This window comes from Aeoliella mucimassa (assembly GCF_007748035.1).
GTDB lineage: Bacteria > Planctomycetota > Planctomycetia > Pirellulales > Lacipirellulaceae > Aeoliella > Aeoliella mucimassa.
Map to the genome: position 1 here is coordinate 1,983,052 of NZ_CP036278.1, position 26,271 is coordinate 2,009,322.

At 58.1% G+C, this 26,271-nt stretch carries 22 protein-coding genes and 1 tRNA gene; 8 read left to right on the top strand and 15 right to left on the bottom strand.

Annotated features, from left to right (window positions below):
- Positions 1-175 precede the first annotated feature (175 nt).
- The 3 genes from Pan181_RS08020 to Pan181_RS08030 all read right to left on the bottom strand — a co-directional run bounded on the left by Pan181_RS08020 (position 176) and on the right by Pan181_RS08030 (position 4,351).
- Entirely contained in the window at positions 176-826 is a 651-nt protein-coding gene (locus tag Pan181_RS08020; protein WP_145246333.1) for a response regulator transcription factor, read from the bottom strand.
- 302 nt (positions 827-1,128) lie between these two features.
- Entirely contained in the window at positions 1,129-1,737 is a 609-nt protein-coding gene (locus tag Pan181_RS08025) for a response regulator transcription factor (protein ID WP_145246334.1), read from the bottom strand.
- Positions 1,730-4,351: a PAS domain-containing protein gene (locus Pan181_RS08030; protein ID WP_145246335.1), complete on the bottom strand. Its 2,622-nt coding sequence runs from the start codon at positions 4,349-4,351 to the stop codon at positions 1,730-1,732. The genes Pan181_RS08025 and Pan181_RS08030 overlap by 8 nt, the downstream gene beginning before the upstream one ends.
- A 207-nt stretch (positions 4,352-4,558) precedes the next feature.
- On the opposite strand from Pan181_RS08030, the gene miaE reads away from it, so the two are divergent.
- On the top strand, positions 4,559-5,134 hold the full coding sequence (gene miaE / locus Pan181_RS08035) for a tRNA-(ms[2]io[6]A)-hydroxylase (protein ID WP_145246336.1): 576 nt from the start codon (positions 4,559-4,561) through the stop codon (positions 5,132-5,134).
- A gap of 56 nt (positions 5,135-5,190) precedes the next feature.
- On the opposite strand, the gene Pan181_RS08040 is transcribed toward miaE, so the two are convergent.
- The 4 genes from Pan181_RS08040 to Pan181_RS08055 form a co-directional block, all read right to left on the bottom strand.
- Positions 5,191-6,225: a 3-oxoacyl-ACP synthase III family protein gene (locus Pan181_RS08040; protein ID WP_231943785.1), complete on the bottom strand. Its 1,035-nt coding sequence runs from the start codon at positions 6,223-6,225 to the stop codon at positions 5,191-5,193.
- 113 nt (positions 6,226-6,338) lie between these two features.
- The gene (locus Pan181_RS08045) at positions 6,339-7,046 is read right to left on the bottom strand and encodes a hypothetical protein (RefSeq protein WP_145246337.1); all 708 of its coding nucleotides are present in this window, start codon (positions 7,044-7,046) and stop codon (positions 6,339-6,341) included.
- A 28-nt stretch (positions 7,047-7,074) separates the two neighbouring features.
- Positions 7,075-7,623 (bottom strand): orotate phosphoribosyltransferase, encoded by a 549-nt coding sequence (pyrE, locus tag Pan181_RS08050; protein WP_145246338.1) that lies wholly within the window; start codon positions 7,621-7,623, stop codon positions 7,075-7,077.
- Between the two features lie 81 nt (positions 7,624-7,704).
- Positions 7,705-8,934 carry a LysM peptidoglycan-binding domain-containing protein gene (locus Pan181_RS08055; RefSeq protein WP_197529031.1) on the bottom strand — a complete coding sequence of 410 codons (1,230 nt, stop codon included), beginning with the start codon at positions 8,932-8,934 and terminating at the stop codon, positions 7,705-7,707.
- A gap of 159 nt (positions 8,935-9,093) precedes the next feature.
- Between Pan181_RS08055 and Pan181_RS08060 the strand changes: the two genes are divergently transcribed.
- The gene (locus tag Pan181_RS08060) at positions 9,094-9,360 is read left to right on the top strand and encodes a zinc-ribbon domain-containing protein (protein ID WP_197529032.1); all 267 of its coding nucleotides are present in this window, start codon (positions 9,094-9,096) and stop codon (positions 9,358-9,360) included.
- Positions 9,361-9,461: 101 nt separating this feature from the next.
- Here Pan181_RS08060 and Pan181_RS08065 read toward each other — a convergent pair whose 3' ends face one another.
- From Pan181_RS08065 to Pan181_RS08085, 5 genes are all read right to left on the bottom strand, one after another.
- Complete coding sequence (locus Pan181_RS08065) at positions 9,462-10,787, bottom strand: replication-associated recombination protein A (protein ID WP_145246341.1); 1,326 nt, start codon at positions 10,785-10,787, stop codon at positions 9,462-9,464.
- A 93-nt stretch (positions 10,788-10,880) separates the two neighbouring features.
- Entirely contained in the window at positions 10,881-11,675 is a 795-nt protein-coding gene (locus Pan181_RS08070) for a CorA family divalent cation transporter (RefSeq protein WP_145246342.1), read from the bottom strand.
- Between the two features lie 36 nt (positions 11,676-11,711).
- A complete protein-coding gene (locus tag Pan181_RS08075) occupies positions 11,712-12,887 on the bottom strand; it encodes a hypothetical protein (RefSeq protein ID WP_145246343.1) in 1,176 nt (391 codons plus the stop codon).
- Between the two features lie 37 nt (positions 12,888-12,924).
- Positions 12,925-13,707, bottom strand: coding sequence for an ABC transporter ATP-binding protein (locus tag Pan181_RS08080; protein ID WP_145246344.1), 783 nt, complete (start codon positions 13,705-13,707; stop codon positions 12,925-12,927).
- Positions 13,708-13,790: 83 nt separating this feature from the next.
- Complete coding sequence (locus tag Pan181_RS08085) at positions 13,791-14,819, bottom strand: hypothetical protein (RefSeq protein WP_145246345.1); 1,029 nt, start codon at positions 14,817-14,819, stop codon at positions 13,791-13,793.
- 184 nt (positions 14,820-15,003) lie between these two features.
- On the opposite strand from Pan181_RS08085, the gene Pan181_RS08090 reads away from it, so the two are divergent.
- The 6 genes from Pan181_RS08090 (at position 15,004) to Pan181_RS08115 (ending at position 23,510) form a co-directional block, all read left to right on the top strand.
- The gene (locus Pan181_RS08090; RefSeq protein ID WP_145246346.1) at positions 15,004-16,002 is read left to right on the top strand and encodes a sugar phosphate isomerase/epimerase family protein; all 999 of its coding nucleotides are present in this window, start codon (positions 15,004-15,006) and stop codon (positions 16,000-16,002) included.
- A 90-nt stretch (positions 16,003-16,092) separates the two neighbouring features.
- Entirely contained in the window at positions 16,093-17,436 is a 1,344-nt protein-coding gene (locus tag Pan181_RS08095; protein ID WP_145246347.1) for a hypothetical protein, read from the top strand.
- Between the two features lie 298 nt (positions 17,437-17,734).
- Positions 17,735-17,808: transfer RNA gene (locus Pan181_RS08100), tRNA-His, on the top strand.
- A gap of 443 nt (positions 17,809-18,251) precedes the next feature.
- Positions 18,252-18,824: a hypothetical protein gene (locus Pan181_RS08105; protein WP_145246348.1), complete on the top strand. Its 573-nt coding sequence runs from the start codon at positions 18,252-18,254 to the stop codon at positions 18,822-18,824.
- Positions 18,825-18,914: 90 nt separating this feature from the next.
- The gene (locus Pan181_RS08110; protein WP_145246349.1) at positions 18,915-19,955 is read left to right on the top strand and encodes a DUF1593 domain-containing protein; all 1,041 of its coding nucleotides are present in this window, start codon (positions 18,915-18,917) and stop codon (positions 19,953-19,955) included.
- An 870-nt stretch (positions 19,956-20,825) separates the two neighbouring features.
- A complete protein-coding gene (locus tag Pan181_RS08115) occupies positions 20,826-23,510 on the top strand; it encodes a hypothetical protein (protein ID WP_145246350.1) in 2,685 nt (894 codons plus the stop codon).
- Here Pan181_RS08115 and Pan181_RS08120 read toward each other — a convergent pair.
- The 3 genes from Pan181_RS08120 to Pan181_RS08130 all read right to left on the bottom strand — a co-directional run bounded on the left by Pan181_RS08120 (position 23,407) and on the right by Pan181_RS08130 (position 26,203).
- Positions 23,407-23,991, bottom strand: coding sequence for a hypothetical protein (locus Pan181_RS08120; RefSeq protein WP_145246351.1), 585 nt, complete (start codon positions 23,989-23,991; stop codon positions 23,407-23,409). The two genes, Pan181_RS08115 and Pan181_RS08120, sit on opposite strands and share 104 nt — an antisense overlap.
- Positions 23,992-24,489: 498 nt before the next feature.
- Positions 24,490-25,155 carry a helix-turn-helix domain-containing protein gene (locus Pan181_RS08125; protein WP_145246352.1) on the bottom strand — a complete coding sequence of 222 codons (666 nt, stop codon included), beginning with the start codon at positions 25,153-25,155 and terminating at the stop codon, positions 24,490-24,492.
- A 250-nt stretch (positions 25,156-25,405) separates the two neighbouring features.
- Positions 25,406-26,203, bottom strand: coding sequence for a helix-turn-helix transcriptional regulator (locus Pan181_RS08130; RefSeq protein WP_145246353.1), 798 nt, complete (start codon positions 26,201-26,203; stop codon positions 25,406-25,408).
- Positions 26,204-26,271 lie beyond the last annotated feature (68 nt).

Consider the following 26,271-nt stretch of genomic DNA (forward strand, 5'->3'; position numbering starts at 1 on the left):
GTCAGGTGCTGGCAGCCTGTCGAGGGGATAGCAGGGCGGCACCACGGAGGGAGGGGGGGAGAATACCGTGGTGCCGCCTGCTTGGGAGACTGCTCTTAACTATCTGCTACTAAACAATTTACGAAGGCAGGTTGCCTTTGGGTCGCCGTTTTTCGGCAACCCGAACTCTTTTTTCTCAGGAATCGATGAATCCAGCGGCCACGCACGAACGGGTTAGCTCGGCCACCGATTGCACGCCCATCGACTTGTAAATCCGGCTCCGGCGGGCTTCGATCGTGCGAATGCAAACGTTCATCAAGCTGGCAATTTGCTTGTTCGGAACCCCATCGAGCACGTACTTCAGCACCGCTCGCTCGTTGTCCGAGAGTCCTTCGATGCGGGCGGCCAGCTCGCGGCGAGTCGCGTTGCGGGTGGCTTCCTTACGACCAAGAGCCAACGCCTGGTCGATCGCGTCGCGTAGCTGATTTTCGCAGCAAGGCTTCTCCAGCACATTCACCGCGCCCATTCGCATGGCGTCGACTGCCATCGAGGTCGTGGCGTAAGCCGTGACCAAAACAGCCGGCATTTGCAGGTTATCGTTACGCAACTGACGCAGCAGTTCGCAGCCATTCATGCCAGGGAGCTGATGGTCGAGCAACAAGCAACTTGGCTGATCGGAGTCGACGTTTTGCAAAAATTCTTCGGCCGACCCATAGGTCACGACCTTGGCTCCGGTCGGGCGAATCAACTCGCCGAGCGCCTCGCGGGTGCTCTCATCGTCTTCCACGATGTAGACCGTGTCGGTAGTTACTAGTTCTTCGGTGCTTGGGTTGTCTAATGCAATCATCAATCGGGTTCCAGCTACTCAACAGTAAAAAATCGACTCCCCCAGGGGGGGTGGTATCGTTGAGGAGTACCAAGGGGAGTGGGGCGATCCGTGTCGATCGCTCAATCGGGGGGGGAAGCCGCATCTGGCGGCCGGTCGCAGAGTGATTTCCGTTCAGAAACTCATGTCTTCCTGCGACTAATACAACAATACGACCCAATCCCCGAGGTTTTTAGAGAGGGAAACCCGCGGAATCGTGTGAGTGACCACATGCGGTGTGTGGCTGGCCGAATCAAGTGGACCTGTGGGGCCTCAATCTACCCTTACTGCTCCGCTTCAACCACAATTTTTACTAGTTCTGCTACGGAATCGGCCTGTAGCTTCGTAAATACGTGCTGACGGCGGACCTCGACCGTGCGGACACTAATATCGAGCGAGGTCGCGATGCGTTTGTTGGGTTCGCCGGCGACGATGAGGTCGAGCACCTCTTTCTCGGCTGGCGTCAGCTGATCAATTCTTGCTCGCAATTCGGCTCGGCGAGTCTCGCGACGATAATTTTCTTCGTCCCGGGCTAGTCCTTCGCGAATGGCGTCCCACAGTTCATGCTCGCGGCATGGTTTTTCGAGCAGTGTGACCGCCCCGTTTTTAATCGCTCGCACCACGATCGGCGTATCTGCGTAGGCGGTCACCACGACCACCGAAATGGTAATGCCTCGGCGTTGCAGTTCTTCCTGCAACTCCAGTCCGCTCATCTGCAGCATCCGCACGTCGGTCACCAGGCAACCAGGCCGCGCTCCATCGTAGGTCTCCAGGAATTCCTCGGCCGAGGCGTACGCGCGGAACGGCACCTTCATCTCGGCGAGCAATGTCTCCACCGAGTCGCGAGAGTCGTTGTCGTCGTCGACGATGTAAACGGTCGGGGTATCAGCCACGTTCACGCTCCGAGTCGGAGGGGAGCAAAACAGAGAAGGTCATTCCATGGTCGGAGTTCAATTCTCCCCAAATCTTCCCATGATGACTAGCCACGATCGATCGACATAAGGCGAGGCCCATGCCCATGCCTTCCTCCTTATTGGTCTGGAAGGCGTTGAATAGCGGCTCGATTTCGGTGTCGGTAGTCAGCCCACAACCATTGTCTACCACCTGCATGAGGATTCGCTCCTCGAACGGCAACGTGCGAACGATCACCACTGGGCTGTGCGAACATTTTTCGGCTGCCATATGGCAGGCGTCAAACGCATTGCGGAGCAGATTGACGATGACCTGCTGCACCTGAATCCGGTCACCGATCACCGGGCTTAGCGATTCGTCGAGGTCGAACGACAGCCGAATGTTCTTGCAATGCGAGCCAAAACCAGGCATCTCGGCCGATTCGCGGATCAGTTCGTTCAGATCGAACTTGGCCATGCGTACCGGGCGAGGGCGAACAAATTCGCGCATGCGACGAATGATGTCGGCCGCGCGATTGATTTGCTTCGAGATTTTCTGCACCATTTCGGCCACGCGGTCCATGCAATCGGGATCGCGATTCGAAATCGCCGTGTTCACGGCCGAGGCAAACGTGGCCGCTGCGTGGAGCGGTTGATTGACCTCGTGGGCGATGCCGGCCACGATCTCGCCCATCATGGCAACCCGCGACAGATGCGCCAGCCGGGCGTCGGCCTGTTGCAGGCGTTCGCGGTCGGCCAGTTGGTCGGTGATGTCGCGATCGACCCCCACCATACGAAGCGGTTTGCTCTGGCCATCGCGTTCGATCACCCGCCCACGGTCGAGTGTCCAGCGAAACTTATCGCCTGGCATCCGCACTCGGTACTCGCACTCGAAAGCAGTCGTACGCCCCTGTAGGTGGGTGTCGAGCAGTTCGACTACTCGCAGCCGATCCTCGGGGTGGATGAATGCTTGCCAGTCTTCGAGCGTCCAGATATTTGCGCCCGCGAGCAGCCCGCGATTCTCGAGCCAGTTGTCGCTCACATACACTTCGCCGGTGGTGATGTTCCAGTCGTAGAAACCATCGGCAACCGCGTCGATTGTCGACCGCAGCCGTTCTTCGCTGTTGGCCAGTGCTTCTTCGGCTGCCTTGCGTTCCATGGCATTCACGAATACTTCGCCGATGAGCCGCAGCAGATAGATCGTGTCTTTATTCCAAGGATTGTTGTCGTTCGCTCCGGTAATGCTGAATGTTGCATAGAGCCGACTATGGAGCAGCACCGGTACGGTGATTAGCGACACCGAGCGGATTTCCTTGAGCATTTGCCTAAGGTTCTCGGCTTCTTTGGGCAGGTCGTCCAGGTGGTTGATGACCACCGGTTGCCCTTGCTTGAAAGACTCCACCGCCCACAGATGCTCGTCCAAGGGAAGTCGTAGCAGGCTGCTGGGAGTCGGTACCGCATCGTCGGCAACCCACTGGTACGAAAGATCCGCCGCGTCGGTCTCTTCGTTCATTACGTAGATGTAGGTCCGCTCGCCGCCGACGAATTCGCTGACTTCGCGGAGGGCGTCGGTGATCTCGTGCTCGAGCCGATCGGGCGGCAAGTTGATGAATCTCAGCGTCAGCATGAGAATCAGATTCTCTAGCTGCTGACGGTATTCGAGCTCTTCCCGTGCGCGCTTTTGCTGCGTGATGTCGCGGCCGATCGATTGAATCTCGACCAGGTTTCCCTCCGAGTCGAACAATCCGCGATCCGACCATTCGTGCCAGCCGACGGTTCCGTCGGAGAGCTGCATGTGGTGCTCTTGGGTGTTGAACGGATTGTCGATCGTGAGAATCGAGATCTTTTGCCGGATCTGGCTGGCTTCGTCGGGAGGGAAGTGTTCGAAGATGTTCTTGGCCAGAAACTCCTCTTCTGACATCTGCCAAAACCGACAGAGCGCACTGTTCACGAACAGTGGGGTGCCATCGGGTTTCCATCGCACGATGTAGTTGGTGAGATCCTGTACGACCGAACGGTATTGCTCGCGACTGGCTTGTAGCTTGCTGTACGAGCGATGGCGGTCGATCGCATTCATGACGATTTCGCCAACGATGCGCAGCAGGCTTACGTTCTCTTCCGACCAGATCTTGCTTACCGTGGTGCACGATAGCCCCAAGGCCCCCACAAACTTGCCGCGAGTCATCAGCGGCAGCAGCAATGCAGAGCGTATCTGCAATGCTTCGTACAACACCCGCAGCGACTCGGCTTCGTCGGGCAGCTTGTCGCGGTTGGCCACGTGCACGATTAGGCCAGCCGAGAGTTGGTCCATCAGCCACCGCAGCGGGCCCACGTGCAGCGGTTGCATGCCTTGCTTGTGCGGGGTCACTCCCTCGGCCACCCATTCGTGGGTAAGGTGCGCCCACTCGCCATCTGCTTCGTTCAGCAAGTAGACAAAGCAGCGGTCGACCCCGGTGTAGTCGCCAACCTGGCTGAGGGCTTCGACAATGTCGTCGTCGATCGCCTCGATCGGCAGGTTGATGAATCGCTTGCTGAGCGTAATCAGCAATTGCTCAAACGCCGAACGGGATTTCGGGTCGCTGAGCATCGACGAGGTGACGGAAGAAGAAGATGCCATGCGTGCATCGAGTCCAAAAGTTGCGAGGGGATGGGCGAAATCGACGGAAACACGCCAAGGCGGGCCAATATCTAAGTCTAGTCGATTCCAGTTGGAACGATCAACGCATCGCTCACTGGCGGTAGCTGACCAGGTGACCGACAACTACAATCGGCGGAAGTAACCGTTAATTCCCACCACCAAACTGACTTTTAGCCCTCTCCCAGCATGCTTCACCTGCAGTCTACTACCTCCCAGCGTTGGTTCGACCAAGTTGACCAATCGTTGCCCGAGATTCTTATCGATCATGCCCATTGTGAGAAAAAAGCGGCCGGCACTGCGATGAATTTGATCTTCGCGTACGTCGACGACATCGAACTCTGCCGCGAAATGACGCTGATTGTCAACGAAGAGCTGGAGCACTTTCACATGGTGATCGACTTGCTCGATCGCCGGGGAATCAAGTTCCGGCGGCTGAAACCTTCGAGCTATGGCCGCCAACTGAACGACTTGGTCCGCACCGGCGAGCCCGAAAGGGCGGTCGATCGACTGTTGGTCGCGGGGCTGATTGAAGCCCGTAGCTGCGAGCGGTTCTCGGCCTTGGCCGATCATGTGCAGGATGCGGAACTGGCGGAGTTTTACCGCAGCTTGTTTGAGTCGGAAGCCCGCCATCACACCACCTACACACGACTGGCCAAGCACTTTGCCAGCGAAGAGGTGGTGATGCAGCGTCTGGACGAACTGGCCGCCGCCGAGGCCGAAATCATTGGCCATGGCGAAGACTTGCCGCGGATGCACAGCTAAGCATTGTGAGCTGCACTGAGTTCCGCGGGCGTAGCGACTGGTTGCCAGCGCAGTTGTTACCAGCGAATGAGCGTGGTCGCCCACGAGAGTCCTGCGCCGAAACCGCAGAACATCACCAGGTCGCCCCGTTCGATTCTGCCGGCGGCCAAGGCTTCGTCGAGCGCGATCGGAATGCTTCCGGCCGACGTATTGCCGTAGCGGTCGAGGTGCACTGGTACCTGCTCCGACGAGATGCCGCAGGAGTTGACCGCGTAGTCGATGATTCGCTGGTTGGCCTGGTGCATGAACCACAGCTTCACGTCGCTGTAGTCGACCTTGGCCGCTTCGCACACTTGCGCGAAGTTGTCTTCGATCAAGCGGACCGCCCATTTGAAGATGGGGCGCCCTTCCATGCTCACCAGCCAAGGGCAGTGCGACTTATCGTCCGAAGGTTCGTAAGGCACCTTGGCCCCACCCATCTCGCGATACAGTAGCTTGGTGCCTGCGCCGTCGGCTCCCATGGTGTAAGCAAGCATGCCTTGCTCGTCGGAGCCTTTGGCGAGCACCACCGCACCGGCTCCATCGCCGAATAGCGGGTAGGTGATTTTGTCGTTAGGGTTCAGCACCCGGCTGTTCGCGTCGGCCCCGATCACCAAAGCGTACTTGCTGGTTCCGTTGGCGACGAACTGTGCGGCAGTGATGAACGAGTAGACGAAGCCCGCACACGCGGCCGAAATGTCCATCGCGGGACAGTTGCTTAAGCCAAGGTCGTGCTGCGTGGTGGTGGCCGTCTGGGGAATCGGATGGTCGGGCGTGAACGTGCCGAGGATCAGCAGGTCGATTTCGCTCTTGTCGATGCCGGCCGCTGCGATCGCCCGCTTGGCGGCTTCGGTTGCCAGATCGCTGGTCGTCATGCCCGGCGGAACATGCCGGCGTTCGCGAATGCCGGTTCGCTGGATGATCCAGTCGCTGTCGCACCCGAGCTGACTGAGGTCTTCGTTGGTAACCACGTTGTCGGGCAAATAACTGCCAGAACCAATCACCTGCACGCCCATCAGGCGGTTCAGTGGTCCACGGCTGACTTGTACATTGATCGCTTCCGACTCGCCCAACTTCCTGTCCTCTAACTACGGTGCCAAGTACGCGTGGGGTATTCCAAGCAGATTACGCCTTGCTTGGTTGCGGGGCAACCCCGTCCGGTGCCGGGTGGTCGCGGCTAACCGAGCTAGGCGCTCTTTCGTCGCCGCCGTACGGGTTCGTAAAGCAGGGCATTTCCCGACTTTCCCACTTGGCGGACGATGTCCATTTCGCGAAAGCAATAAGCCATTCGCTGAGCTACCCATCGCCCAACGCCTAATTGTTCGGCCAAGTGCCCGGTATGAAAAGGCCGCGGCAGGCCTGCTGGAGCAAGTTTCCATAAATCCTTGGCAGTCCGAAAACGATGCGTCTCCTTCACGGCCACCAGGTGCTGATCCTCGCGCTCGTGGTCGGCACGTCGCCAACGCCGACGCTTGCCATGCCCGGGATAGCGATACTCTTCGATGTCAACCAGCAACACCTCGAGCGTTAGCCGGCGATGCGGGAAGACGCGGGTAAAGTGGACCAGCTCGTCGAATAAGTCGAGCAGGGTCCCCCGTTTGGGGCTGCGGCGACGCGAAACCACGGGGCCACCTTTTTCGGTCCGTTTCACCAGCACCTTCGAGGCCACGATCGGCTTCACGACGCGAACTTTGTGCTCGTCGAGCAGTTCGCGGATCTTGTCGCGGATGGCTCCCAGCGAGCCATGTTGGATTTCCACCAGCTCGCGGTTCACCACCGCATCGATACGGTACCGCCCCAGGCGCACTTCCGTTTCGCCTTTGGTGCCCGCGTAGCGGTCTTTGAGCTGTTGATGCAGTGAGGTTTCCATACCAGCGTAGGGTCTTGCAGGCATCTCTCGTCGATCGTAAGGCGGCCGTGCCTTACTCGACAGTGATGCCGAAATCTTCCACGGTAAACAGCGTGGTTAGTTCATAACCTTTGTCGGCAAAGGCTTGTTTGCCACCTTCCAGGCGGTCGACAATGGCCAGCACGCGCTCGACTTTCAAGCCAACTTCTTCGCAGTATTCAATCGCTCTCAGGCTCGAACCGCCGGTGGTCACCACGTCTTCGACGATGACCACGCGTTCGCCTTCGCGATAAGGACCTTCGACAAACTTCTTGGTGCCATGGCCCTTGGCTTCCTTACGAACCATGATGCCCCGCAGCGGTTGGCCTTGCTGGCCAGCGATGGTGAGGATCGACGCGGTAATCGGATCGGCACCGATCACCATGCCACCCACGAGTTCGGGCATGTCGTCGGCCATCAGTTCGAGCATGCCAGCACCCACCAGCGGCAACGCCTCGGCCTGCAGGGTGACCTGCCGACAATCGAGGTAGTAGCTCGCTTTCTTGCCCGAAGCCAGGGTGAAATCACCGAACTTCAAGGCGTGTTGGCGGATGAGATCCTTCAGTTTTTCGCGGTCGTACATGGTCGAGGCTCCTGGTAGCTTTGATTGCGGAGCCTGCAACGTAGCAAAACCGCTTTCAGGCGGATAGGATGCCACCCGCGACTACTTGCGAATCATCACTCGCGAGCCGATCGACAGGATATCGAACAGGTCGTTTTGATCCTGCGGAGCGACGCGAATGGCGCCAGCTGAGCGAGGGCCAGTATCCGACGCGGGGCCGAGCACCAATTGAGTTCCGGTGCTGCCACCCTCGGGTTCGAGAATCACGACTTTGCTGTCGGTGGTGACACCGTTGGGCATTTGTTTCTGAGTGACGACCCACGCGCCTTCGTTGGCGGCTTGGCCTTCGGTCTTTACGTTAAACCGGCCCGCGTAACGTTCGGAGACCAGCAGCGCGAGTTGCTGACGTTCCACGTCGACCACGGCCGAGAACGGGCCTTGGATCACCTTCAGCTCCTGGCCTGGCTGCACCCCGGCCGACTGCGAGACTCCATTGATCTTAGCCAGTAGTTGCCAAGGTACCCCGTAGACTTGACCGATCGTTTCGAGTGTTTCGCCTTGGCGAACCACGTGGGGGCTCTCGAGCGAGTGATTCGTGGAGTAGATCACCGAACCCGCAAGTTGGGAGAGCAACTCTTCAACTTCGCTCTGCTCCGCGGGAGGCAAGCTACGGTCGCCATACCATTTGGTGAGCAACAAGTGCGCCTGCTCGAGTTCGCCGCGAGCAAGAGCATCGTTGATCGCTGGTTTTTCTTTGGCAAAGCCGGACGCTAAAGGGACCATTTCGGCCCTCGCCATGCTGGTCAAATCTTCGTCCAAAGGAGCTTGGTTGCTTTCGATCGGGGGAAGCTGGCTGCTTTCGGCAATGGGAGGCAGTGCCATGCTGTCGATCGAGTTCTCCGGAGCTGGAGCAGGTACTACAGCGGTATTGCCGCTACCCGTGGGAGTGGGCAGGGGAGGGAGTTCGGGCATCGCCGAGGTATCTTCGGGAGAGAGCGGAGTGATGCCGCCAGCTACTGCCGAATCGGGAACCGGGCCGAAATCGAACTCGGGCTCTTGCGGCGGAGCCACTGGTGCTACCGTGGGGGGAGTGTCCTTTACGATTGGCATAGCCGGCTCAAACGCTGGAGGAGCAGACGATTCGAACGCGGGAGGTCCCGGTTCCACACCTGCTCCGGCACCAAAATCGAACTCCACAGGCGGAACGCCTTCTTCCATCGCCAGTTGATTCTCTGTCGATGTCTGTAGATCGGGAGTGTTGATCTGTTGCCATAAGATGTAACCTAACACCATCAGTGCGGCGATAGTTGCGAGCGGGCGGATGGCACTCATCGAACGGTCCTCCATGACCTGTGGCAGGCAATTGTCGCTGCCAGCTTGTTGAATGGTGCGCCCAGTTGCCTGGGGCTATGTGAATTAGTTGGAAATACGTGATCGAATATGTTTAGGCACTACAGTGAGTAAGCCACTGCGATGCCTGAGGGGATAACAATGGACGACGACTGGGACGACTGGCAGGACGATTCAACCGATTGGGACGACTCGGAGTACCCTGACGAGTACGAATCGTCGGACTCGTTCGATCTGGTGCCGTGTCCCCATTGCGGGGCCGACATCGTAGACGAAGCGGTGCGTTGTCCAATTTGTGGCGAATACGTGTCATTCAGTACCAGTCCCTGGCAGGGAAAACCCTGGTGGTGGATCGTGGTCAGTCTGCTTGGGGTCGGCGCAACCATCGTTGCATTACTACTGCTGTAGATGGCAGCACGGGGGGATCGTAGGGATTCGCCGAAAAGACCGCTACAGCAGAATTTTTCCCGCCGCTATCGGTGATAGCATTGACGCGTGCCGAGTGGAGATTACTCGCCCCGCAGACGCTTGCGAACCCATGCCAGCCGCTCGGTATGCACCTTTTCGTAGCCGCGAGTGGTCGGCTCATAATACTGCCGATCGACCCCCAGGTAATCTTGCGCGGCAACGCCATCTTCGGCTTCATGACTGTATTGATAGCCTTGCCCGTGCCCGAGTTGCTTCGAGCCTGCGTAGTGACCATCGCGCAAATGCCGTGGCACCGGAACGATCCGCCCGTCGCGAATGTCGCTACGAGCAGAACCAATGGCCATGGTCGCTGCGTTCGACTTCGGCGCTAGTGCCAGATAGAGCACCGCCTGCGACAAGGTGAGCTGACATTCCGGCAGCCCCACGAACTCGGTTGCCTGCATGGCCGAAACTGCCAGCGTCAGCGCGTGCGGATCTGCGTTGCCGATGTCTTCGCTGGCGAGAATCACTAACCGCCGGCACAAGAACCGAGGATCTTCACCCCCCTCGAGCATGCGGGCGAGCCAGTACACGCTGGCATCGGGGTCGCTGCCGCGGATGCTTTTGATCAGCGCACTCGCGCAGTCGTAATGCTCGTCGCCCGAGCCATCGTAGGCGACCGCGCGTCGCTGTACCGCCGAGGCAATCACCGGCTTGGTGAGGTGGATCTGGCCATCGCTCTCTTTGTCGCTGGAGAGTACTGCGATCTCCAGCGTCGAGAGGGCCTGACGGGCGTCGCCATCGCAGACCTGGCTCAAATAGTCGAGCGCTTCGTCGTCGGCGACCACCTGGAACTTGCCCATTCCGCGGACCTTGTCAGCCAGTGCCGAGTCCAAGAGTCCACGAATATCGGCCGGAGCCAGTGGTTCGAGCTCAAACACTCGGCTACGACTCACCAACGCCGAGTTCACCGCAAAAAACGGATTCGACGTGGTCGCTCCCACCAGAATCACGACCCCGTCTTCCACGTCGGGCAGCAGGGCATCTTGCTGGGCGCGGTTGAAGCGATGGATTTCGTCGATGAACAGCAGCGTTTGCTTGCGGCCGGTCGCCACGCGGTCGCGGGCCGACTCGAGTTGCTCGCGAATGTCTTTTACCCCGCTGGTGACCGCGCTCAGCTGGCGGAACTCGTAAGCCAGATGCTGAGCGAGCAACCGCGCCAGCGTGGTTTTGCCGGTCCCCGGCGGGCCGTACAGGATCACCGACCCTAGCTGTTGTGCTTTGAGCAACCGCCAGAGCAGTTGCCCTTCGCCAATCAGGTGTTGCTGCCCAGCGTACTCCTTGAGCGATCGCGGGCGCATCCGCGCGGCGAGCGGCTGAACTCTCTCGAAGTTGTTCGCTTCCTGGCTGGCAAACAGATCGGCCATGGGGCACCTTTCGTGGGGATGGGTATCGCCTCCCATGGTACCACTGACCAACGAATCGAGAATAGGCAACGCAGACGCGCTACGGATCGACGGCTAGGAATCGCCGAGTTTCTTGTGTTTTGTTTTCTTGACGCCGGGTGGCTGCATCACAAAAAACGTGAGGATGCCACCCATGAGGAGTCCGAGCAGCAGCACCACCACCATGACGACGGCCCCGGCTTTCTCCGAGAACTCTTCGAGAGGGTTATGCAGGTTCATACCAAACACGCCGGCCAGCGTCGCGATCGGAAAGAACAAGGCGACCAGCAGGTTGAGTCGGTACGAAGCAACGGCCATCCGCTCGCTGTTTTCGGTTTGCTCTTCCGCCCGCATGGCGATGTGGTAGTTGAGCGAGTGCCGAGTGTCGGCCGCGAGCAGTTCGACTCGTCGCGACATGGCGTAGGCCGAGTCGCGGAGCAGCAGCAGCTCGCGATCGTTCGGCATCGCTTCGCGGGCCTTCTGCAGCGTGTTGTAAAAGTTGTTGGCCGCCCGCACTAATGGGTTCAGGTCGCGGAGCAGGCTGAAGTATTCGTCGGGCGAGTCGGCGATCTCTTCGCGGTCGTCGAGTTTGTCGATCATCTGATCGTACTTGGCCAGCAGTTCGGCGATCGGCAACTCGCCGCGGCGTTGGGCTTTGGGTTTCCACGCTCCTTCGGGCGATCGCCAGAAGAAATGGCCCACGCGAAAGTCGTCGTCGGCATCTGGCGGTTCGTGCAAGATGATCAGCAGGTGCCCTTCGGCCTCCATGAGCCGTTGCCGACCAACCCGGCGACCAAGCCGATCGCGAAATTGCTGGGGAACTTTCCAGTTGGGAGGGAGCAAGGATTGGGTGCCGGGTTGTACTTCCATCAAAGATTCCCTCAGGTTAACAGAATCACGATCCGCTTAACTTCTGCGTCGAGTTCGGTGGGCGGAGGGAGACTGGTCGCCCTCGACAGACATAAAGTCTTGTCTACCCACCAAGTTACCAAACTTCGAATGCAGTCCCGTCAATTGTAATTCCCTTGCCGATGTGCCGACACCGCGGAAAAGGAACCAAGCAATTCCCGTGGTTACGGCGAAACCTAGGTCGCGCGGCACGCCAATTTCTATTATCAGCAACCACGGCAACAAAAGGGTAACAGTAAGCACCAGAAGTGGCACCAACAGAATACTATCGTGCCGCCAAAGCAGCCAGCGACGGTTTGCCCAGCGATAGCCGAAGCAGAGATGATCGCACAACCCTGGAGAGTAACTTGCGATCCACCCAAGAGTGGCAAATATGCTTGCGATGGTTAGCGTAGTGCTGATGCCTATCGTGTCGTCGCGTAGATCTTCCGTAGGAATGCGGGCAATAGTTGCCCAGGCCAGCGTTGCCATGATACCTGATTCGAGCAGGGCTCGACGGCAATTGGTGACGATTTCAATTGAGGGATTCAGCATTAAGGTGTGGTAGGGCCAGCCAATCATGACGTGGTCGTTTGATTCTTGCAATTTCGTGGCTTGGTTGCCGGGATTCTTGCCCCAGGGGAAACGCTGGAGAGACTGCCAAGTGCCCCAGCAAGCAATCGAGGCGGCCAGCACCGGTACTATAAGCAACGCCACCGCGGGAACCGGGAGCACGAGCAACAAAAAGACCGAAACCAAGGTTAGGTATACCCAGGTCTGCTCATCCGTCAGCCAGTTGGCCAAAGAACACGTGGTTGCAAGGCCACCGCAATAGGCAACGAATGGTACAAGTAATGGCAGCCAACTTGGATGCTCGAAGGTGGGGACGAGTATGGCTCCGAGCAGGGATAGTATTGCCACGACCATCGCATCAGTAGGAACTGGCAGTGGTGAGCCCTTAGGGAGCGGATGCTTGGGGGTCCAAGGTGTATTCGATAGCCATTGAAAGTAGTCGTTGTCGAACAGCGGGTGATTCATGGTGACACGAATCACGCCATAGGCAAAGCACAAGGTGCAAAGGATGAAAAAAATAGGGATGGTGAGATGCCAAGCGGGAATGGCGGTGGTTGCGATCAGTCCAAAAGCAGCGGCGAATATCGAAAAAAGAACCACCGTCGATACAAGCGTGGTCATTACGTATTTGTATCTCAGCGTTTGTCGCAAGGTACCACTAAGCTTCATCGCTCGATTCTCCGAAATACCTTCCCACCACGTTTCGATCCTCGGGGTAGAGCAGTTGCTGCAACGCTTCGTCGAAGTCGTCGGTTTCAGCGATAGCCCGTAGCTTGTCGGCAGTGCCGTAGGCGGCGAGTTGGCCATCGCGGAGCACAGCTACGCGGTGGGCGAGTTCTTCCACCAATTCGGGTACCGGCGTTGTCATCACCACCGTCACGTTTTCGTCGGCGGCCAAACGTTTGAGTACCGCTTTCATTGCCAAAATGCCAGCCGGATCCAGGCCGCCGGAGAAAGGTTCGTCTAATAGCAAACAGGGAGCCTCGGTAATGAGTGCCGACGCCAGGGCGATTTTCTTTCGTTGTCCGGTCGAGTAGCTCGAAATGGCCGAGTCGCCTTTGTCTTCCAAGTGGAACAAAGCCATTAGTCTCTCGGCATGATCGAACAGGCGGAAGTCGTCGATATCGTAAAGGCGACCGACCGCCAACAGAAATTCACGGCCCGTTTGATGTCGCGGGAGCCAGGTGTTGTCAGGCAGGTAAACCACCTGACGACGGATGGCCAGCTCGGATTTTTCATCTAGCCGACGCGGAATACCATTGCACAGCACCTTTCCACGAGAGGGGTAAATGGTGCCTCCCATGCAACCAAGGAGCGTCGTTTTACCAGAGCCATTCGGCCCGAGCAGTACGACCAGTTCGCCCTTTGCGACCTCCAGGGAGATGTCCTGCAGCACCGGCCGCAGGCCATAGTGGTGAGTCACATCGCGTACTTCAATCATGGATCTTCCAGGGTCGGCGTATCACTCAAGCTTTCACGGAGTGCTTCGCCGGGGGGCCATGATTCTTGGGATCTCCGGCAATGCTACCGCGAGATCCAATAGAATGGTGTCCCTGCTTCGTCGACGAGGATGTCGCCTCGTAAACGGCCTTGGAACAGCAAGCGGTCGGCCACGCGGCCCAAACGGGTGCGTTGCCGCGCCAGGCGAACGTTCACCTCGTTGGGGTCGATCTCCTTGGCCTGCATCGTCGCGTGATCCCAGTATACCGGAATACCCAACCGCGGTTCGATCGATTTCATCGCTTCGGCCAGGGTAAAGCCCTCGACCTCGGCGTTGATCTCCTCGGCGGTCGCAGGGGCCAGTTCACTTGGCGAACGATTCGGCTTCCAACCGATCGGCCAGCTATCTCCAGTGGCGTCGCTCGCCCGTTCGATGCGTAGCTCGACTTCCTTGCCTTGCGGTTTAGTGGGTACCAGTACCAGCCCTTCGCGTTTCAGCATGATGGCCAGCGCCGTGCCGGTTGTGAGTGTCTGAAACTCTTCAGGCACCGGCTGGGCCTTGGAAACCTGTCGCCAGACCTGGTCGTCCATGTGCAGCGATAGCTTGGTACCTTGATCGGCTTGCTTTAGCACATCGCCGAGCGCGATGCCGGTGGTCGCAAAGCCTAGCGGGCGGGCCAGGTCGTCGGTCACCTGCTGGGTTTGGTTCTTGGTGAGTCCGAACTTGCCTCGCTCGGCGGTCACCCCTTCGGTGCCATCGGCCGAGAGACTCTCGAAGTATTTTCGCAACTTGCTGACGTCGCGCTGGCCGAACCGCCCGCCAGGTAGCAGCAGTTGGCCGCGACTGTCGACCGCGCCGATCAGCTTGTAGCGGGGGCGTTCGGCAGAGCCGGTTTGCGTGAGCGAAGGTTCTTTGCTCCGGCCGCTATTCACCACCCGCACATCGTCGGCCCCGGCGGAGCTCAGGGTCTCGAGCCATTCGCGCTGGGCGAGGGGATCGTTCTGCGAAGTCAGGATGAGTTCCACCGAGATCCAGGCGTCGCCCCGAGCAATCGATGCAATCGGCAGAGTCGCCACGACTACGGTGAACCAGTACAAGTATGTCTTATTCATGCTGGAATTATAGCACAGTGCTTGGGTCGCCTACGGGGAGGGATCATTGAAGCGAGTCCCCGCGGGCGGTCTAATAGACGGATTGCCTGCTGGTGCTAGCAACTGCTTCGCACCTGGCAGACCATGCATACCTGCATGTTCGCAAAACACGTTTCCGATTCTTCCGCTGCTTCAGGAGGTACCCATGTCGCGTCCCGTTACTCTGTTTACCGGTCAGTGGGCCGATCTTACTTGTGAAGAGATGTGCCAAAAGGGCCGCGACTTTGGTTACAACGGTTTGGAGCTCGCCTGTTGGGGCGACCATTTCGAAGTGAACAAGGCGATGGAGGATCCCAACTACGTGGCCGCCAAACGCGACCAGTTGGACAAGTACGATCTGGAGTGCCATGCCATTAGCGCCCATCTGGTGGGACAAGCCGTGTGCGACCTGGTGGACGAGCGTCATAAGAGCATCCTGCCCGACTACGTGTGGGGCGATGGCAACCCGGCCGGAGTCAACGAGCGGGCCGCCGAGGAGCTGAAAAACACGGCTCGGGCAGCCCAAAAGTTTGGTGTCGAGGTGGTGAACGGGTTCACCGGATCGAGCATCTGGCACCTGCTGTACTCGTTTCCGCCAGTTCCGGAGTCGATGATCGAAGACGGCTTCAAGCTGTTCGCCGACCGGTTCAATCCCATTCTCGATGTGTTTGCCGAGTGCGGCGTGAAGTTCGCCCTCGAAGTGCATCCCACCGAGATTGCCTTCGACATTTACACCGCCCAGCGGGCGCTCGAGGCCATCGACAACCGCCCCGAGTTCGGCTTCAACTTCGACCCCAGCCATCTGTTGTGGCAAGGTGTCGATCCCGTGGAGTTCATTCGGGCGTTCCCCGATCGCATTTATCATGTGCACATCAAGGATGCCATCGTCACGCTCAACGGCAAGACCGGCATCCTGGCCAGCCATCTGAACTTCGGCGACGATCGCCGCGGCTGGGACTTCCGCTCGCCGGGACGCGGTGGCGTGAACTTCGAGGAAGTGCTGCGGGCGCTCAATCGGGTGGGCTACGCCGGCCCGCTGAGCGTGGAGTGGGAAGACTGCGGAATGCAGCGTGACCACGGGGCCAAGGAGGCCGCCGAGTTCGTGCGCCGCATGGATTTTGCCCCCTCCGACGTGCAATTCGACGCCGCTTTCGAGAAGGAATAGCCGGCCTGGGCCAAATTGGCGGGCACCGGGTGCTACAATAATAACAGTACGCCCGATGCCTGCCGGTTCGCCCAACTGCCGAGATTCCGCATGCTTGCTGTTCGCCTGTCGATGGCCGCGATGGTTGCCGTTTTGGTAGCCGGGTTGTCGCATGCGCAGACGGTCGACGAAATCCGCACCCAATGGCAATCGCTGCGGCGGTTTCAGTCGCCGCCGGTCGGGCAGTGGCTCGCCGTGGCGGCCGACGACTATTCGGGCACCACCAGCACTTCGCCAGCCGACCCCGAGCAGGCCGAGAAGCTCTCGCAGCTGGCACACAAGGCTGCCGAACTGGGCGAAGCCGCGTTGGCCATTCGCCTGGCGACCGAAGCAGTCGACGCCGACCCGAATTGCGAGTCCGCCCGCCTGGCCCTGGGCTACGAGCGGTACGAAGATCGCTGGCTGACTGCATACGGGGTGCGCATGGCCAAGCGGGGACAAGTCTGGAATGCCGACTACGGTTGGATCGAGCCGGAGGACCTCGCCCGCTACCAGGCCGGCGAACGACCAATGCGCCGCCGATGGGTGTCGGCCGAAGTCGATGCCGAGGCCCATCGCGAAATCGAAGAGGGCTGGCAGATTCGAACCGACCACTTCGTGGTGACCACCAACCATAGCCTGGAGGCCGGCACGCACCTGGCTGCGAAGCTTGAACAGCTCTATCAGGTGTGGTTGCAATTGTTTGCCGATTTTGCCATCGACAACAGCGAGCTTCTCGACCGGTTCGAGAAGCATCGGGTACCAGGCGTGCGTTCGCGGCCGTTTCAGGTGGTGTTCCATCGCGACCGCGACCAATACAACCGCCAATTGCTCCGCCGGCAACCGCTGATCGGTAAGACCATCGGCATTTACTTCGACCATCAGCGCGAAGCGCACTTCTTCCATTCCACCGAGTTCTCCATCGACAGCACGTTGCTCCACGAGTCGGTGCATCAGTTGTTCCAGGAGTCGGACTCGGCTCGTCGTGATCCGGGGACGAAGCATAATTTCTGGGCCATCGAGGGAGTTGCTTGCTGGTTCGAGACACTCGCTCCCGTAGCCGCCGAGCAGGGAGAGCGGCTCTTCACCATCGGCACCCCCACCGCAGGACGACTCCCTGGGGCTCGTCTGCGATTGGTCGAGCAGGGCTATCATGTGTCGCTGGCCGAACTCGTTTCGCTCGGCAAAAACGATCTGCAGCAGCGGAGCGACCTCGCCCCGCTGTACGGAGAGGCGACCGCCCTGGCGGCATTCTGCTTGCAGACCCCTCCGCGGCATCGCTCGTTTGTCGAGTACCTGCAGCAGGTGTACGCCGGCAAGGACGACTCAACCACGCTGGCCGAACTCATGGGGGCCTCGTATCCGGAATTGGATGCCGAATTCCAGCAATTCGTGCGACAACTGCCCGCCGAATAGGGGACTCCGCGGGCTGTTTCGACTAGCCAAACGCTCCCGAATCGGCTAAGACATAAGACCGGATTTCACCGAACCATTCCCTCGATTTAGGGTCCCTACTGCCATGTCCCTGCTTGCCCATATTACACACGTCGAATCTCCCTCGTTGGCCCTGGTTTACTTGCTGGGCGTTGCTACCGGCGTAGCCGCTGCTGTGGTATTCCGCTACTGGCGTGCCCGATAGCCACTTGCTCAAAGGCCCCAAAACAAGGTACGATTCTTGCTTCGCCGAGCCACCCAGCTCGGCGAACCACCCACGGTGGCTGTAGCTCAGTTGGTTAGAGCGTCGGATTGTGATTCCGAAGGTCGGGGGTTCGAGACCCCTCAGCCACCCTTTTTATAAGTCCTTTTCTGCAAGGCACTTACGGCAATCGGCCAGAATTGGCCCATCTTGCGTACCCGATTTTGTACCCGATTTGGAACGAAATCCGAGCGAAATCGGGTACAGATTTCAGAGGTTGTTTGTCCAAAAGCTCCAATTGATTGGAAGCTGTTTGGAGTATCAGAACGCTGCATACTGAATAACACCAATCCCCGAGAATCGGGCGATAAAGAGTATCCAAGTTGTCCCATTTCAGGGCTTGCAGCAGCCTGCTAACTCCAATTGACTGGAGCTTCGCGGCGAACGCTGAGGAAGAAATTGCTGCCGATCGTATGATTGTAATAGGGGATGCACTCCTAGCTTTCGCTTGGCGTTAGTACGGTGCTTCCTGCAACCTTACACCCCACCGAGAGTGCTTGAACCGAATCGATTTGTTTAACAATCAAAGGTAGCCATGAAAGTCTTAAAAGATCAAGAGAGTGTTTTGCAGGCCATCAGGGAAACGATGCAGTTGAAGCCTTTGGCATGCATCGGAATTGACGGCTGCATGAACTCGGGGAAAACGACGCTTGCGGATTATGTTGCAAAAGAGCTTCCAGCTACAGTTATTCATGTGGATGAGTACTTAAACAAGGGTGAGTCCCATTCACATCTCGAAGCGATCCGGATGAATGAGTTGGCTGCTAAGCTAGGTGAATCACAGGAAAGCATACAACCGATTATTGTGGAGAGTATTTGTTTATTGAAGGTGCTGGAGCAACTATCCGTAAGCCCAGACTTGCTTGTCTATGTCAAGAGACTTAGCAGCGGAACTTGGCACGACGAAATGCATATGGAGGAAAGCGACTCGGAGACATTCGCGTTTGTGACGAAAGTCCCGTTGTTGGAGGAAGACACCTTTTTGGAGAATAGCCAAAAGGCTTACCACGAGAACTTCGAGCCACTACAAAAGGCGGACCTAATATACGAAAGGAGCGAAGATCAATCCTGTAAAGAAGCCCCCGAGACAAGCCGGGGGGGCCGATGAAAGCGAGCCGATTGCGACTCGCTGCGACTCCAATCGCCTACGCCCCTTCCTCTCTATCCAGCAGCTGTGGCAACGAAAGGTATTTGACCGATGAAATGTTCCGCCAAGCTCAGTCAATTCGTCTCCTTCCACCCCGCTGGTGGGGTTGCTTTGTGCTGCTTGGGATTGCTGGGAGTTGGTTTGGCCTTGGGTGCTGAGAGCCTGGCCGAGTCGCCTGAGGGGGGCGCGCTGGCGGGCGAGCGGCCACGGGTGATCATTTCGACCGACATCGGAGGATCCGACCCCGACGACTTTCAGTCGATGGTCCATCTGCTGCTGTATGCCGACTCGCTGCAGATCGAAGGGCTCATTTCGTCGCCGCCCGATAAGGGGCGACTGGAGCACATCCACGAAGTGCTCGACGCGTACGAAGCCGACTATCGAGCGCTCTGTCGCAACAGCGGCCGACAGTTCCCGACGGCCAGCGAGCTTCGCGAGTTGTCGGTGCAGGGGGCCATCGATGCTGCTCCGGCCAAAGGGTGGAGTCAGCCGACCGATGGTTCGCGGCGGATCGTGCAGCAAGCCAAGCTCAAAGCCGACCGCCCCTTGTGGGTGCTCGTGTGGGGCAGCATTACCGATGTCGCCCAGGCGGTGCACGACGATCCTACGATCAAAACCAACCTGCGGGTGTATTCCATTGGTTCGTGGAACACCAAGATGGACGAGTCCGCCCGCAAGTACTTGTACGAGAAGCATCCCGATCTGTGGTGGATCGAAAACGACACCACCTTCCGCGGCATGTACCAGGGCGGACTGCAGCAAGGCGAGTGGGGCAATCGCGAGTTTATCAAGCGTCATGTGCGCGACTTTGGGGCTTTGGGAAGTTTGTACTGGGACAAGAAGCAAGACATCAAAATGGGCGACACTCCGTCGCTGCTGTACCTGCTGCGGGGCGACATCAACGATCCGACCGCGGACCACTGGGGCGGTGCCTTTCAACCAACCGACCATGGCCCGCACTACTGGACCGACGATCCACAACCAAGCCTGAGCGACCAAAATCGAGCCGGCGCGAAAACCGTGAATCGCTGGCGGCAAGACTACCTAAGCGACTGGCAACAGCGGATGACTTGGCTTCGCGACGGGCAGTAGCTCGGAATAGATTCCCAATTTACCCACCAGTGGGAAAATTGAATCTGCACGCACTCTACAAAACCAGTGGTTTTCGCCTGCGAATAGATTCCCATTCTGCAAAACGCATCGAGTGGGAATCTATTATCGCCGTGGGTATCAATCGCAAGTCGTTTGCCTGTATGCATTTGCAACAACACCTCCGTTGAAAGCGCCCAAAATAGATTCCCAGGGGTGGGAAACTATTATTGGGAGGATTCAGGATTTGGGGGTCAGGGGTCAGGGGGCAGGGATCAGGGATCAGGGGGAAGCGGAATGCGGACTGTCATGCTGCGGTAAGTTTCCAGTGACCCGAAGGGCTAGCCTATAGAGCCTACGGCTTTACCATCCGCGCAGCAGCCAACGCCCACGCGAGCAAAACATCGCCAGCGCGTCGCTAAGCGTTCGAATAAAAAGCGTCACATCTCACCAACCTCCTTCCACCAAACAGGCTACAGTTCTATCTGCATGTTCATTTGATCATGTGTGGTGGCCAATTTCCAGCGAAAAGTGGAGGATTTAGAAAATCCCGGTCCGCCTGCTGCGATAGCGTAGACTAGCGAGGAAGCCCGTCGATTCACGAACGACCTTTCCCTCAAAGTTGCAGGGGCCCAAGTGAAGCTCGCTCACGCCAAAGTCGCCGCCGGTCCGGGTACTCCCCGCCACGAATGCACAGCTGAAGTTCCCGTTCTCCACGGAGTTCATCCCATGCTGGTTAAGCGTCACTCTCCATTCCGAATACTGGTTCTCCATCTGCTGTTCTTGTCGCTGAGCGTTTCGTACAGTTTGACGCCAAGCAGTGAGGTTTGTGCTCAAGAGCTGGATCGTCACCGACTTGAGTTAGAGTCTTCCATGATTGTCGACGAGACAAGTTCAGACCGCGAGCATCCGCTTGTGGATGAACAGCAGGAGATTATCGGCACCCCTGTGGGCAAGCCGATTTCTGGTTGGAGCACTCCTCGCAACGGCAAAGGTAACTACCCGCATCATGCGACGATCGATTTGAAGTCGGAGCGGCGTTTGGCTTCGCTCTGGATCTTCGACACCAACGGCACGGGCGAACTTCAGGTTTCGATCGGACGCCCTGACAACTGGCAGCTTGCCACGACCCACCGCTGTTCCAAATACCAACAGTGGGTAGAGATTCCGTTGGATTGCGAAACGCGTTATCTCCGTTTGACCCGCATGGATGGAGCCGCCAATTTCAGCGAGATTGCCCTCTATGAGTACACCGACGAGGCCTACCAAGCGATGCAGAAACGCAAGGCCGCCATGGCCCAGGCAGCCGCCGCGCGTGAGGCAGCCTTGGAAAAGGCACGTGACGAAATGCGGCGACGTCCCAAGGTGAAGGTCGCAGAACCCTTCGGCGAACTCTATCTGATTGATGAGATCGATACCTCCAAGGTCGCTCCCCTCCAACAGAGCCCCGAAGATATTAGTCGGGTGGAAACGATCTTGGGCAAGCCGTGTCGTGTTTTGCCGAAGATCAAAGGCCAGGCAAGCTACATGACCTACCGCATCGGCAAGCTGAAATTGCTGGAGCCTGGCATGACCTATGTACTCGAGGTGGAATTTCCCGAAGACGCCCCGCGTAGTTGGATTGTCATGAACGCCGGCGACGAAACGGGTACGGGATTTCATACCGGCACCACCTTTGGCGATGCGCTCTATCCCAAGTACGTGACCAACCTGAGTGAATCGTTGGACATTCCGCTTTCCGGCGAATACCGCACTTGGACCAGTCTGTTTCAGCTTCACGATCGAACGCCGCGTGTGCAGTTCATCCGTGGCGACAGCCAGCCTCGGCAAGACACTCCCGAAGAAGGTTTTACGGTCACTATTGCTCAGTTTTCGGAGCAAAACATTCCCTTTTCTCATGGCGCAGCGGTCTCGCGGATTCGGCTTTTGGCCGTTCCCGATCCAGCGCGATTCGACGCACAGGTTCGCTTGCCGAAAGATCTGCCGCACCGCCACCTTTTTTGGCGAGAAGAAATGTCGGATGGCGTACTGGCCGGCGACCAGTCGCGCCGTGGGGTGACGAATCCACTCGACTGGTGGCGGTTCAAGCGTGATCGAATGAAGTTCTTGGGATTCAATACATTCAGCAAGGATCTGCTTGAGTTCGGTGCGGTGCAGCATTGGGATACAACCCCTCACGGCGGCAACGATTGGGCGTACTTCAATGCGGAGCAAAAGGACTTGTGGTCTCAAATTGTCGCGTTGATGGGAGAAGCCGACTTCAACGTATTGCCCTACTATGAATATTCCGGCAGCAAAGGTGCCCACGGGCTTGGGAACCAAAAGCTGGCGAAGCCGTTAACTCGGGATGATGCCTATTCCCATATTACGTGGATCGAAAATAGCAACGCCGATATCACCGACCCGAAGACGTACCGCGACTTCGAAAAGATGCTGGATCTGACCATTGTGCGTCATCGTCAGAAGGCAAACTTTGTGGGAGCCTGGTTGCGCAGCCGTGGTCAGATGCCAATGAGTTTCGCGGATTCGACGCGCGAACGTTTCGCCGACGAAGCCAATCAGTCCGTCGCTGTCACGCGGCAAGACTTGATCGATGATCCATCGCTGCTGAAACGCTACAAATCGTGGTGGAATGACAAACGTCGCGAATTCCTCGTGGCGATGCGCGACTACCTTCGCGACCAGGGAGTCGCGGAAGCTCAAGTACTCTTCACCGCGGAAGCCGCTGAGAGTGGTGTCCGCTTTCCGACTTGGGACAATGTGGTTGCGACTGATGAAATCAATCGGCTGCGACCGATCCAAGACCTCGTCAGCGACAAGCGGCTTGCGCCTGTGACGGTTAGCGAAATCCAATCGTCGCATCGATACCTTGAAGCGCTGCTTGCGGAACCACTCAACTGGGGCGGGTGGGAGTTGAATCACCGCAATCCCCCCGCAGACCCGGCAAACTACACCGATGTCGACGGGGTGTTGATGACTCACGCGTTTAACCGGCTCTATACCGTTGTTGATCCGGAAACCTTCGATGCGTTTCGTGGTGACTCGGGACTAGCACTCATTCGGCACTATCCGTTGAACGAGGACATGATGTTCGACCAGAACGACGATCCACTCTTGGGATACTTCGTTGCGGATATCGAGAGAGCGGGGCCCTATTGCATGATGGCCGAAGCCTATGCGATGGCCAACGGGGATCCATGGTATCTCGGCTACCTGGCCGGCAATAATTTCAATCGAGGATTTCCCCAGTACGTTCGGGCATTCAACACGGCCTTCCTGTCGTTGCCGGCACTACCGAGCACGCGTTTACACGGCGCTTCGTCGCATCCCGAAGTCGTGGTGCGGGCAATCGAGACCGACGGCCAAGGCGTTTATCTTGCCGTCGTCAGCCTGAGTAGGAAGCCGCTATCGAACATCCAGATTCGATTGCCGGGCGACGGACAGGTGGTGGATGCTACGACCGACGAGCCGCTTGCTCGCTCGGGCGACTCGGTTCAGATGTCGCTGTATCCGTTTCAGTTGCGGGCGCTACATCTTCGTGACTTGGGGAGTCCGTGATGCACGGAGCAACCGACGCGTGCATGGTTTCGGACAAATGGTTCAAGAACTCCTCGGCTGCCTGACCGCTATCGTCCTGTTGCCAATGCTTGAGGAGTTCGACGGCCGACTTACGTTGGGCCTCGACGGTCATGTGGCCTAGTTCCCAAATCATCTGGAGCTCTCGCATCTGCTGCAGGCAACCGTGGTACCGATAGTGCGGCGAATGATCGACGCAGGGCGAGAACGTTTGCACGCGTTGCCAGTCGGCGGGTACCTGGTCCGTTGCCAACACACGGCTGATCGGCGACTCTTCCACCCGCTCGCGAACTGCCATACCAAGCACGATCTGTTGCCGCATGATACGGCCCGACTGAAGATCAACGTACTCGTGCCGGCAATTGAGCGGCGACCACATAAGCAGTGGATAGCACCCCAGCCCCACGATCCAGCCGAGGAGCAACAGCGACACGGCAGTAAGGAGGATGGTCTTAGGTTTCATGGGGGGGAGGCTCGTTGGCGGGCGAGTTTGCCGTTAGCGAGTTCAAGTGCCGACCTAAAGGAAGGCAATCTTCGATGGGATATATGATGATAAGTGACTGGAGCCAGTTGACCTATCTGCTCAGTTGCTATTCTTTATTCCCCAATGGTCATCCGGTTGCAAAGGTCGCCCAATGAGCAGCTTCCAAAACCGAAAACCGGCAGAAAACCACTAGTTCCGGGGCAGCGATTAGAGACCGCTGCGAAGCTCTCCAGCTGACGTATTGGCAGGGCAGGGGGCCAAAAAAACAGCGGCCCGAGTGGAGAGTCTCGGGCCGCTGGAGTAGCTGGATTCTTCGGGTGCCTGCCCCCCATGGAGGCACGCGTCGAACCAGCCAAGTTGTGTTATCTGCCGGAGCAAAATCCATGGGTGGCGAGTAGCAAACACTCGGTAGCCCGCGTTTCAGTTCCAGTATAATGCTGGCTTCCGCAGAAAACCGGCACTTTGCTAGCGAGCGGCTCAGGATTGCTGTGCGGCCAGAAAATCGCGGTAAAGTCGCTCGACGGCCAGCGTGTCGAGGTAGCAGAGCCACTCGATGATTTTGCCCCGTTTTACGCGGTAATGGTTCACTTGCCAGACATCGTGATGGTTTGACGAGCCGATGCCTTTCCAGGTCATCGAGCCGTTGTAGATCACGTTCGAGCCATCAACGTAAAGCCGATGCGTCGAGGGATTCACCTCCACGGGGGCGAGAATCGACATCAGCGTTTGGGCGTACTTCGACAGGCCTTCGTACCCGTGCCAAGTACCCGCAAACGGCAGCAGCGACTCGTCGCCAGCCACCCAGAAGCGGAAGTTCGGCGAAACAATGTCGTCGACGTTTTCGCCGACTTCAACTCCATGTTTTTGAAATCGCTCGAAAAACGCCTGCACGATGAGGCCCGGCGCTGCCACCACGTCTTCTGGCGGCAGCGGGTCGTCGCTGGTCGAGAGGGCTTCGGCGAGAATCTCGATGGTGTCGATGTTTACCGGCTGCCCGGCTTCTGCCTTACGAACCAATCGCAGGCTGTAGCCCGAACGAATGGCCAGCTCGTCCTGGGTCCAACCACGTCGCTTTCGATAACGGCGCAACACGTCGCCCATGCACGAGAGCGAACTCTCCGGTGGTCGCTTCTTCCAACCCATCGACTCCCATCCCCCCGTCCTTGGTTTCCCTTACGATTTGAACAGGGTAAGTCTAGGTGTCGGCTATCGGAGCGACTAGTGGTAAAACACCGTTTAAATCGACTACGACGGATCGTAGCAGCGATCGGGGGTTGGAAATTAGTAGTTTTCTGGGAGATTTTTCAGTGTGATGGATGGTGGAGCTTGAGGGTTGCGATGCAATGGCGGTCATCCGCGTTTTTGAGATGGGGTCGCAAAAGCGTCGGCGGTCTCACACCACATCGCGGCCGTCGCCGGCGCGGAACTTACAAACCAGATCGAGCTGGTCTTTCGCGTCGTAGAACTTCAGCACGTTGCGAACATGCACCTTCGCGGTGTTCTCTGTGATGTGCATCAGCTCAGCGATGTCGCTCCGACGTCGTCCCTCGAGCAGGTAGACGAGCACCATCCGCTGGGTCGGCGTGAGCTGCGGCACCGCATTCTCGCGATGCTCCGGAAGCCCTGCGAAGTGTAGCCATTCGACATTCGACAGGATGATATGCGTGACTCGGCGATGATGGTCGGCAAACGGCTCGCGGCCCACGTGGCGGAACAGCCCGATAGCGCTGCACATGTCGTCGCCGCCGAGGGGGTAGATGCTGTAGAGAAAGTCGTCGATGCCGCGGTCGAGTCGATACTTCTTAACCGTGGGGCTGTTGTACCACTCCGCGTCGGTGACCAACTGTCGGCGAGTACGGGTGTAGTGCATGCCTTTGGCAAGTTCGCGCCCGAGCGGTTGGTCCTCCGGGGGTTGTGGGCGAGCGACCTGGCTGGCTTCGAGCCATCCGCTGAACTGCGAATCGGTAAGCCCTTCGTGGATCACGCCGACCGACATCGGTCGGTTGTTCGAAGCATCGCGAAAGGTCACGGACCACAGCCATCCATCGGCGTCGGTGAACTCTTTGAGCCGCTGCATTAACAGTCGCTTTCGCTCGTTCACGTCCCCTTCGTGGCCCGCGACGTCGCCCAGGAGCTTCACGGCGGCCACGGCATCTTCCATGGGAATCAGGTTTTGATCCGAGTCGGGCATCGATTCTCTCAAGGGTTGGACAAGACATAAGGATAAGCCCGACGTGTAAGCGTCACAATTGTGGGCAG

What these genes read in the sequence shown, in the direction of transcription:
- Pan181_RS08020 (WP_145246333.1), bottom strand. Translation starts at nt 826, where the DNA reads ATGATTGCATTAGACAACCCAAGCACCGAAGAACTAGTAACTACCGAC.
- Pan181_RS08030 (WP_145246335.1), bottom strand. Translation starts at nt 4,351, where the DNA reads ATGGCATCTTCTTCTTCCGTCACCTCGTCGATGCTCAGCGACCCGAAA.
- miaE (WP_145246336.1), top strand. Translation starts at nt 4,559, where the DNA reads ATGCTTCACCTGCAGTCTACTACCTCCCAGCGTTGGTTCGACCAAGTT.
- Pan181_RS08045 (WP_145246337.1), bottom strand. Translation starts at nt 7,046, where the DNA reads ATGCCTGCAAGACCCTACGCTGGTATGGAAACCTCACTGCATCAACAG.
- pyrE (WP_145246338.1), bottom strand. Translation starts at nt 7,623, where the DNA reads ATGTACGACCGCGAAAAACTGAAGGATCTCATCCGCCAACACGCCTTG.
- Pan181_RS08055 (WP_197529031.1), bottom strand. Translation starts at nt 8,934, where the DNA reads ATGAGTGCCATCCGCCCGCTCGCAACTATCGCCGCACTGATGGTGTTA.
- Pan181_RS08060 (WP_197529032.1), top strand. Translation starts at nt 9,094, where the DNA reads ATGGACGACGACTGGGACGACTGGCAGGACGATTCAACCGATTGGGAC.
- Pan181_RS08065 (WP_145246341.1), bottom strand. Translation starts at nt 10,787, where the DNA reads ATGGCCGATCTGTTTGCCAGCCAGGAAGCGAACAACTTCGAGAGAGTT.
- Pan181_RS08070 (WP_145246342.1), bottom strand. Translation starts at nt 11,675, where the DNA reads ATGGAAGTACAACCCGGCACCCAATCCTTGCTCCCTCCCAACTGGAAA.
- Pan181_RS08075 (WP_145246343.1), bottom strand. Translation starts at nt 12,887, where the DNA reads ATGACCACGCTTGTATCGACGGTGGTTCTTTTTTCGATATTCGCCGCT.
- Pan181_RS08080 (WP_145246344.1), bottom strand. Translation starts at nt 13,707, where the DNA reads ATGATTGAAGTACGCGATGTGACTCACCACTATGGCCTGCGGCCGGTG.
- Pan181_RS08085 (WP_145246345.1), bottom strand. Translation starts at nt 14,819, where the DNA reads ATGAATAAGACATACTTGTACTGGTTCACCGTAGTCGTGGCGACTCTG.
- Pan181_RS08090 (WP_145246346.1), top strand. Translation starts at nt 15,004, where the DNA reads ATGTCGCGTCCCGTTACTCTGTTTACCGGTCAGTGGGCCGATCTTACT.
- Pan181_RS08095 (WP_145246347.1), top strand. Translation starts at nt 16,093, where the DNA reads ATGCTTGCTGTTCGCCTGTCGATGGCCGCGATGGTTGCCGTTTTGGTA.
- Pan181_RS08105 (WP_145246348.1), top strand. Translation starts at nt 18,252, where the DNA reads ATGAAAGTCTTAAAAGATCAAGAGAGTGTTTTGCAGGCCATCAGGGAA.
- Pan181_RS08110 (WP_145246349.1), top strand. Translation starts at nt 18,915, where the DNA reads ATGAAATGTTCCGCCAAGCTCAGTCAATTCGTCTCCTTCCACCCCGCT.
- Pan181_RS08115 (WP_145246350.1), top strand. Translation starts at nt 20,826, where the DNA reads ATGATTGTCGACGAGACAAGTTCAGACCGCGAGCATCCGCTTGTGGAT.
- Pan181_RS08120 (WP_145246351.1), bottom strand. Translation starts at nt 23,991, where the DNA reads ATGAAACCTAAGACCATCCTCCTTACTGCCGTGTCGCTGTTGCTCCTC.
- Pan181_RS08125 (WP_145246352.1), bottom strand. Translation starts at nt 25,155, where the DNA reads ATGGGTTGGAAGAAGCGACCACCGGAGAGTTCGCTCTCGTGCATGGGC.
- Pan181_RS08130 (WP_145246353.1), bottom strand. Translation starts at nt 26,203, where the DNA reads ATGCCCGACTCGGATCAAAACCTGATTCCCATGGAAGATGCCGTGGCC.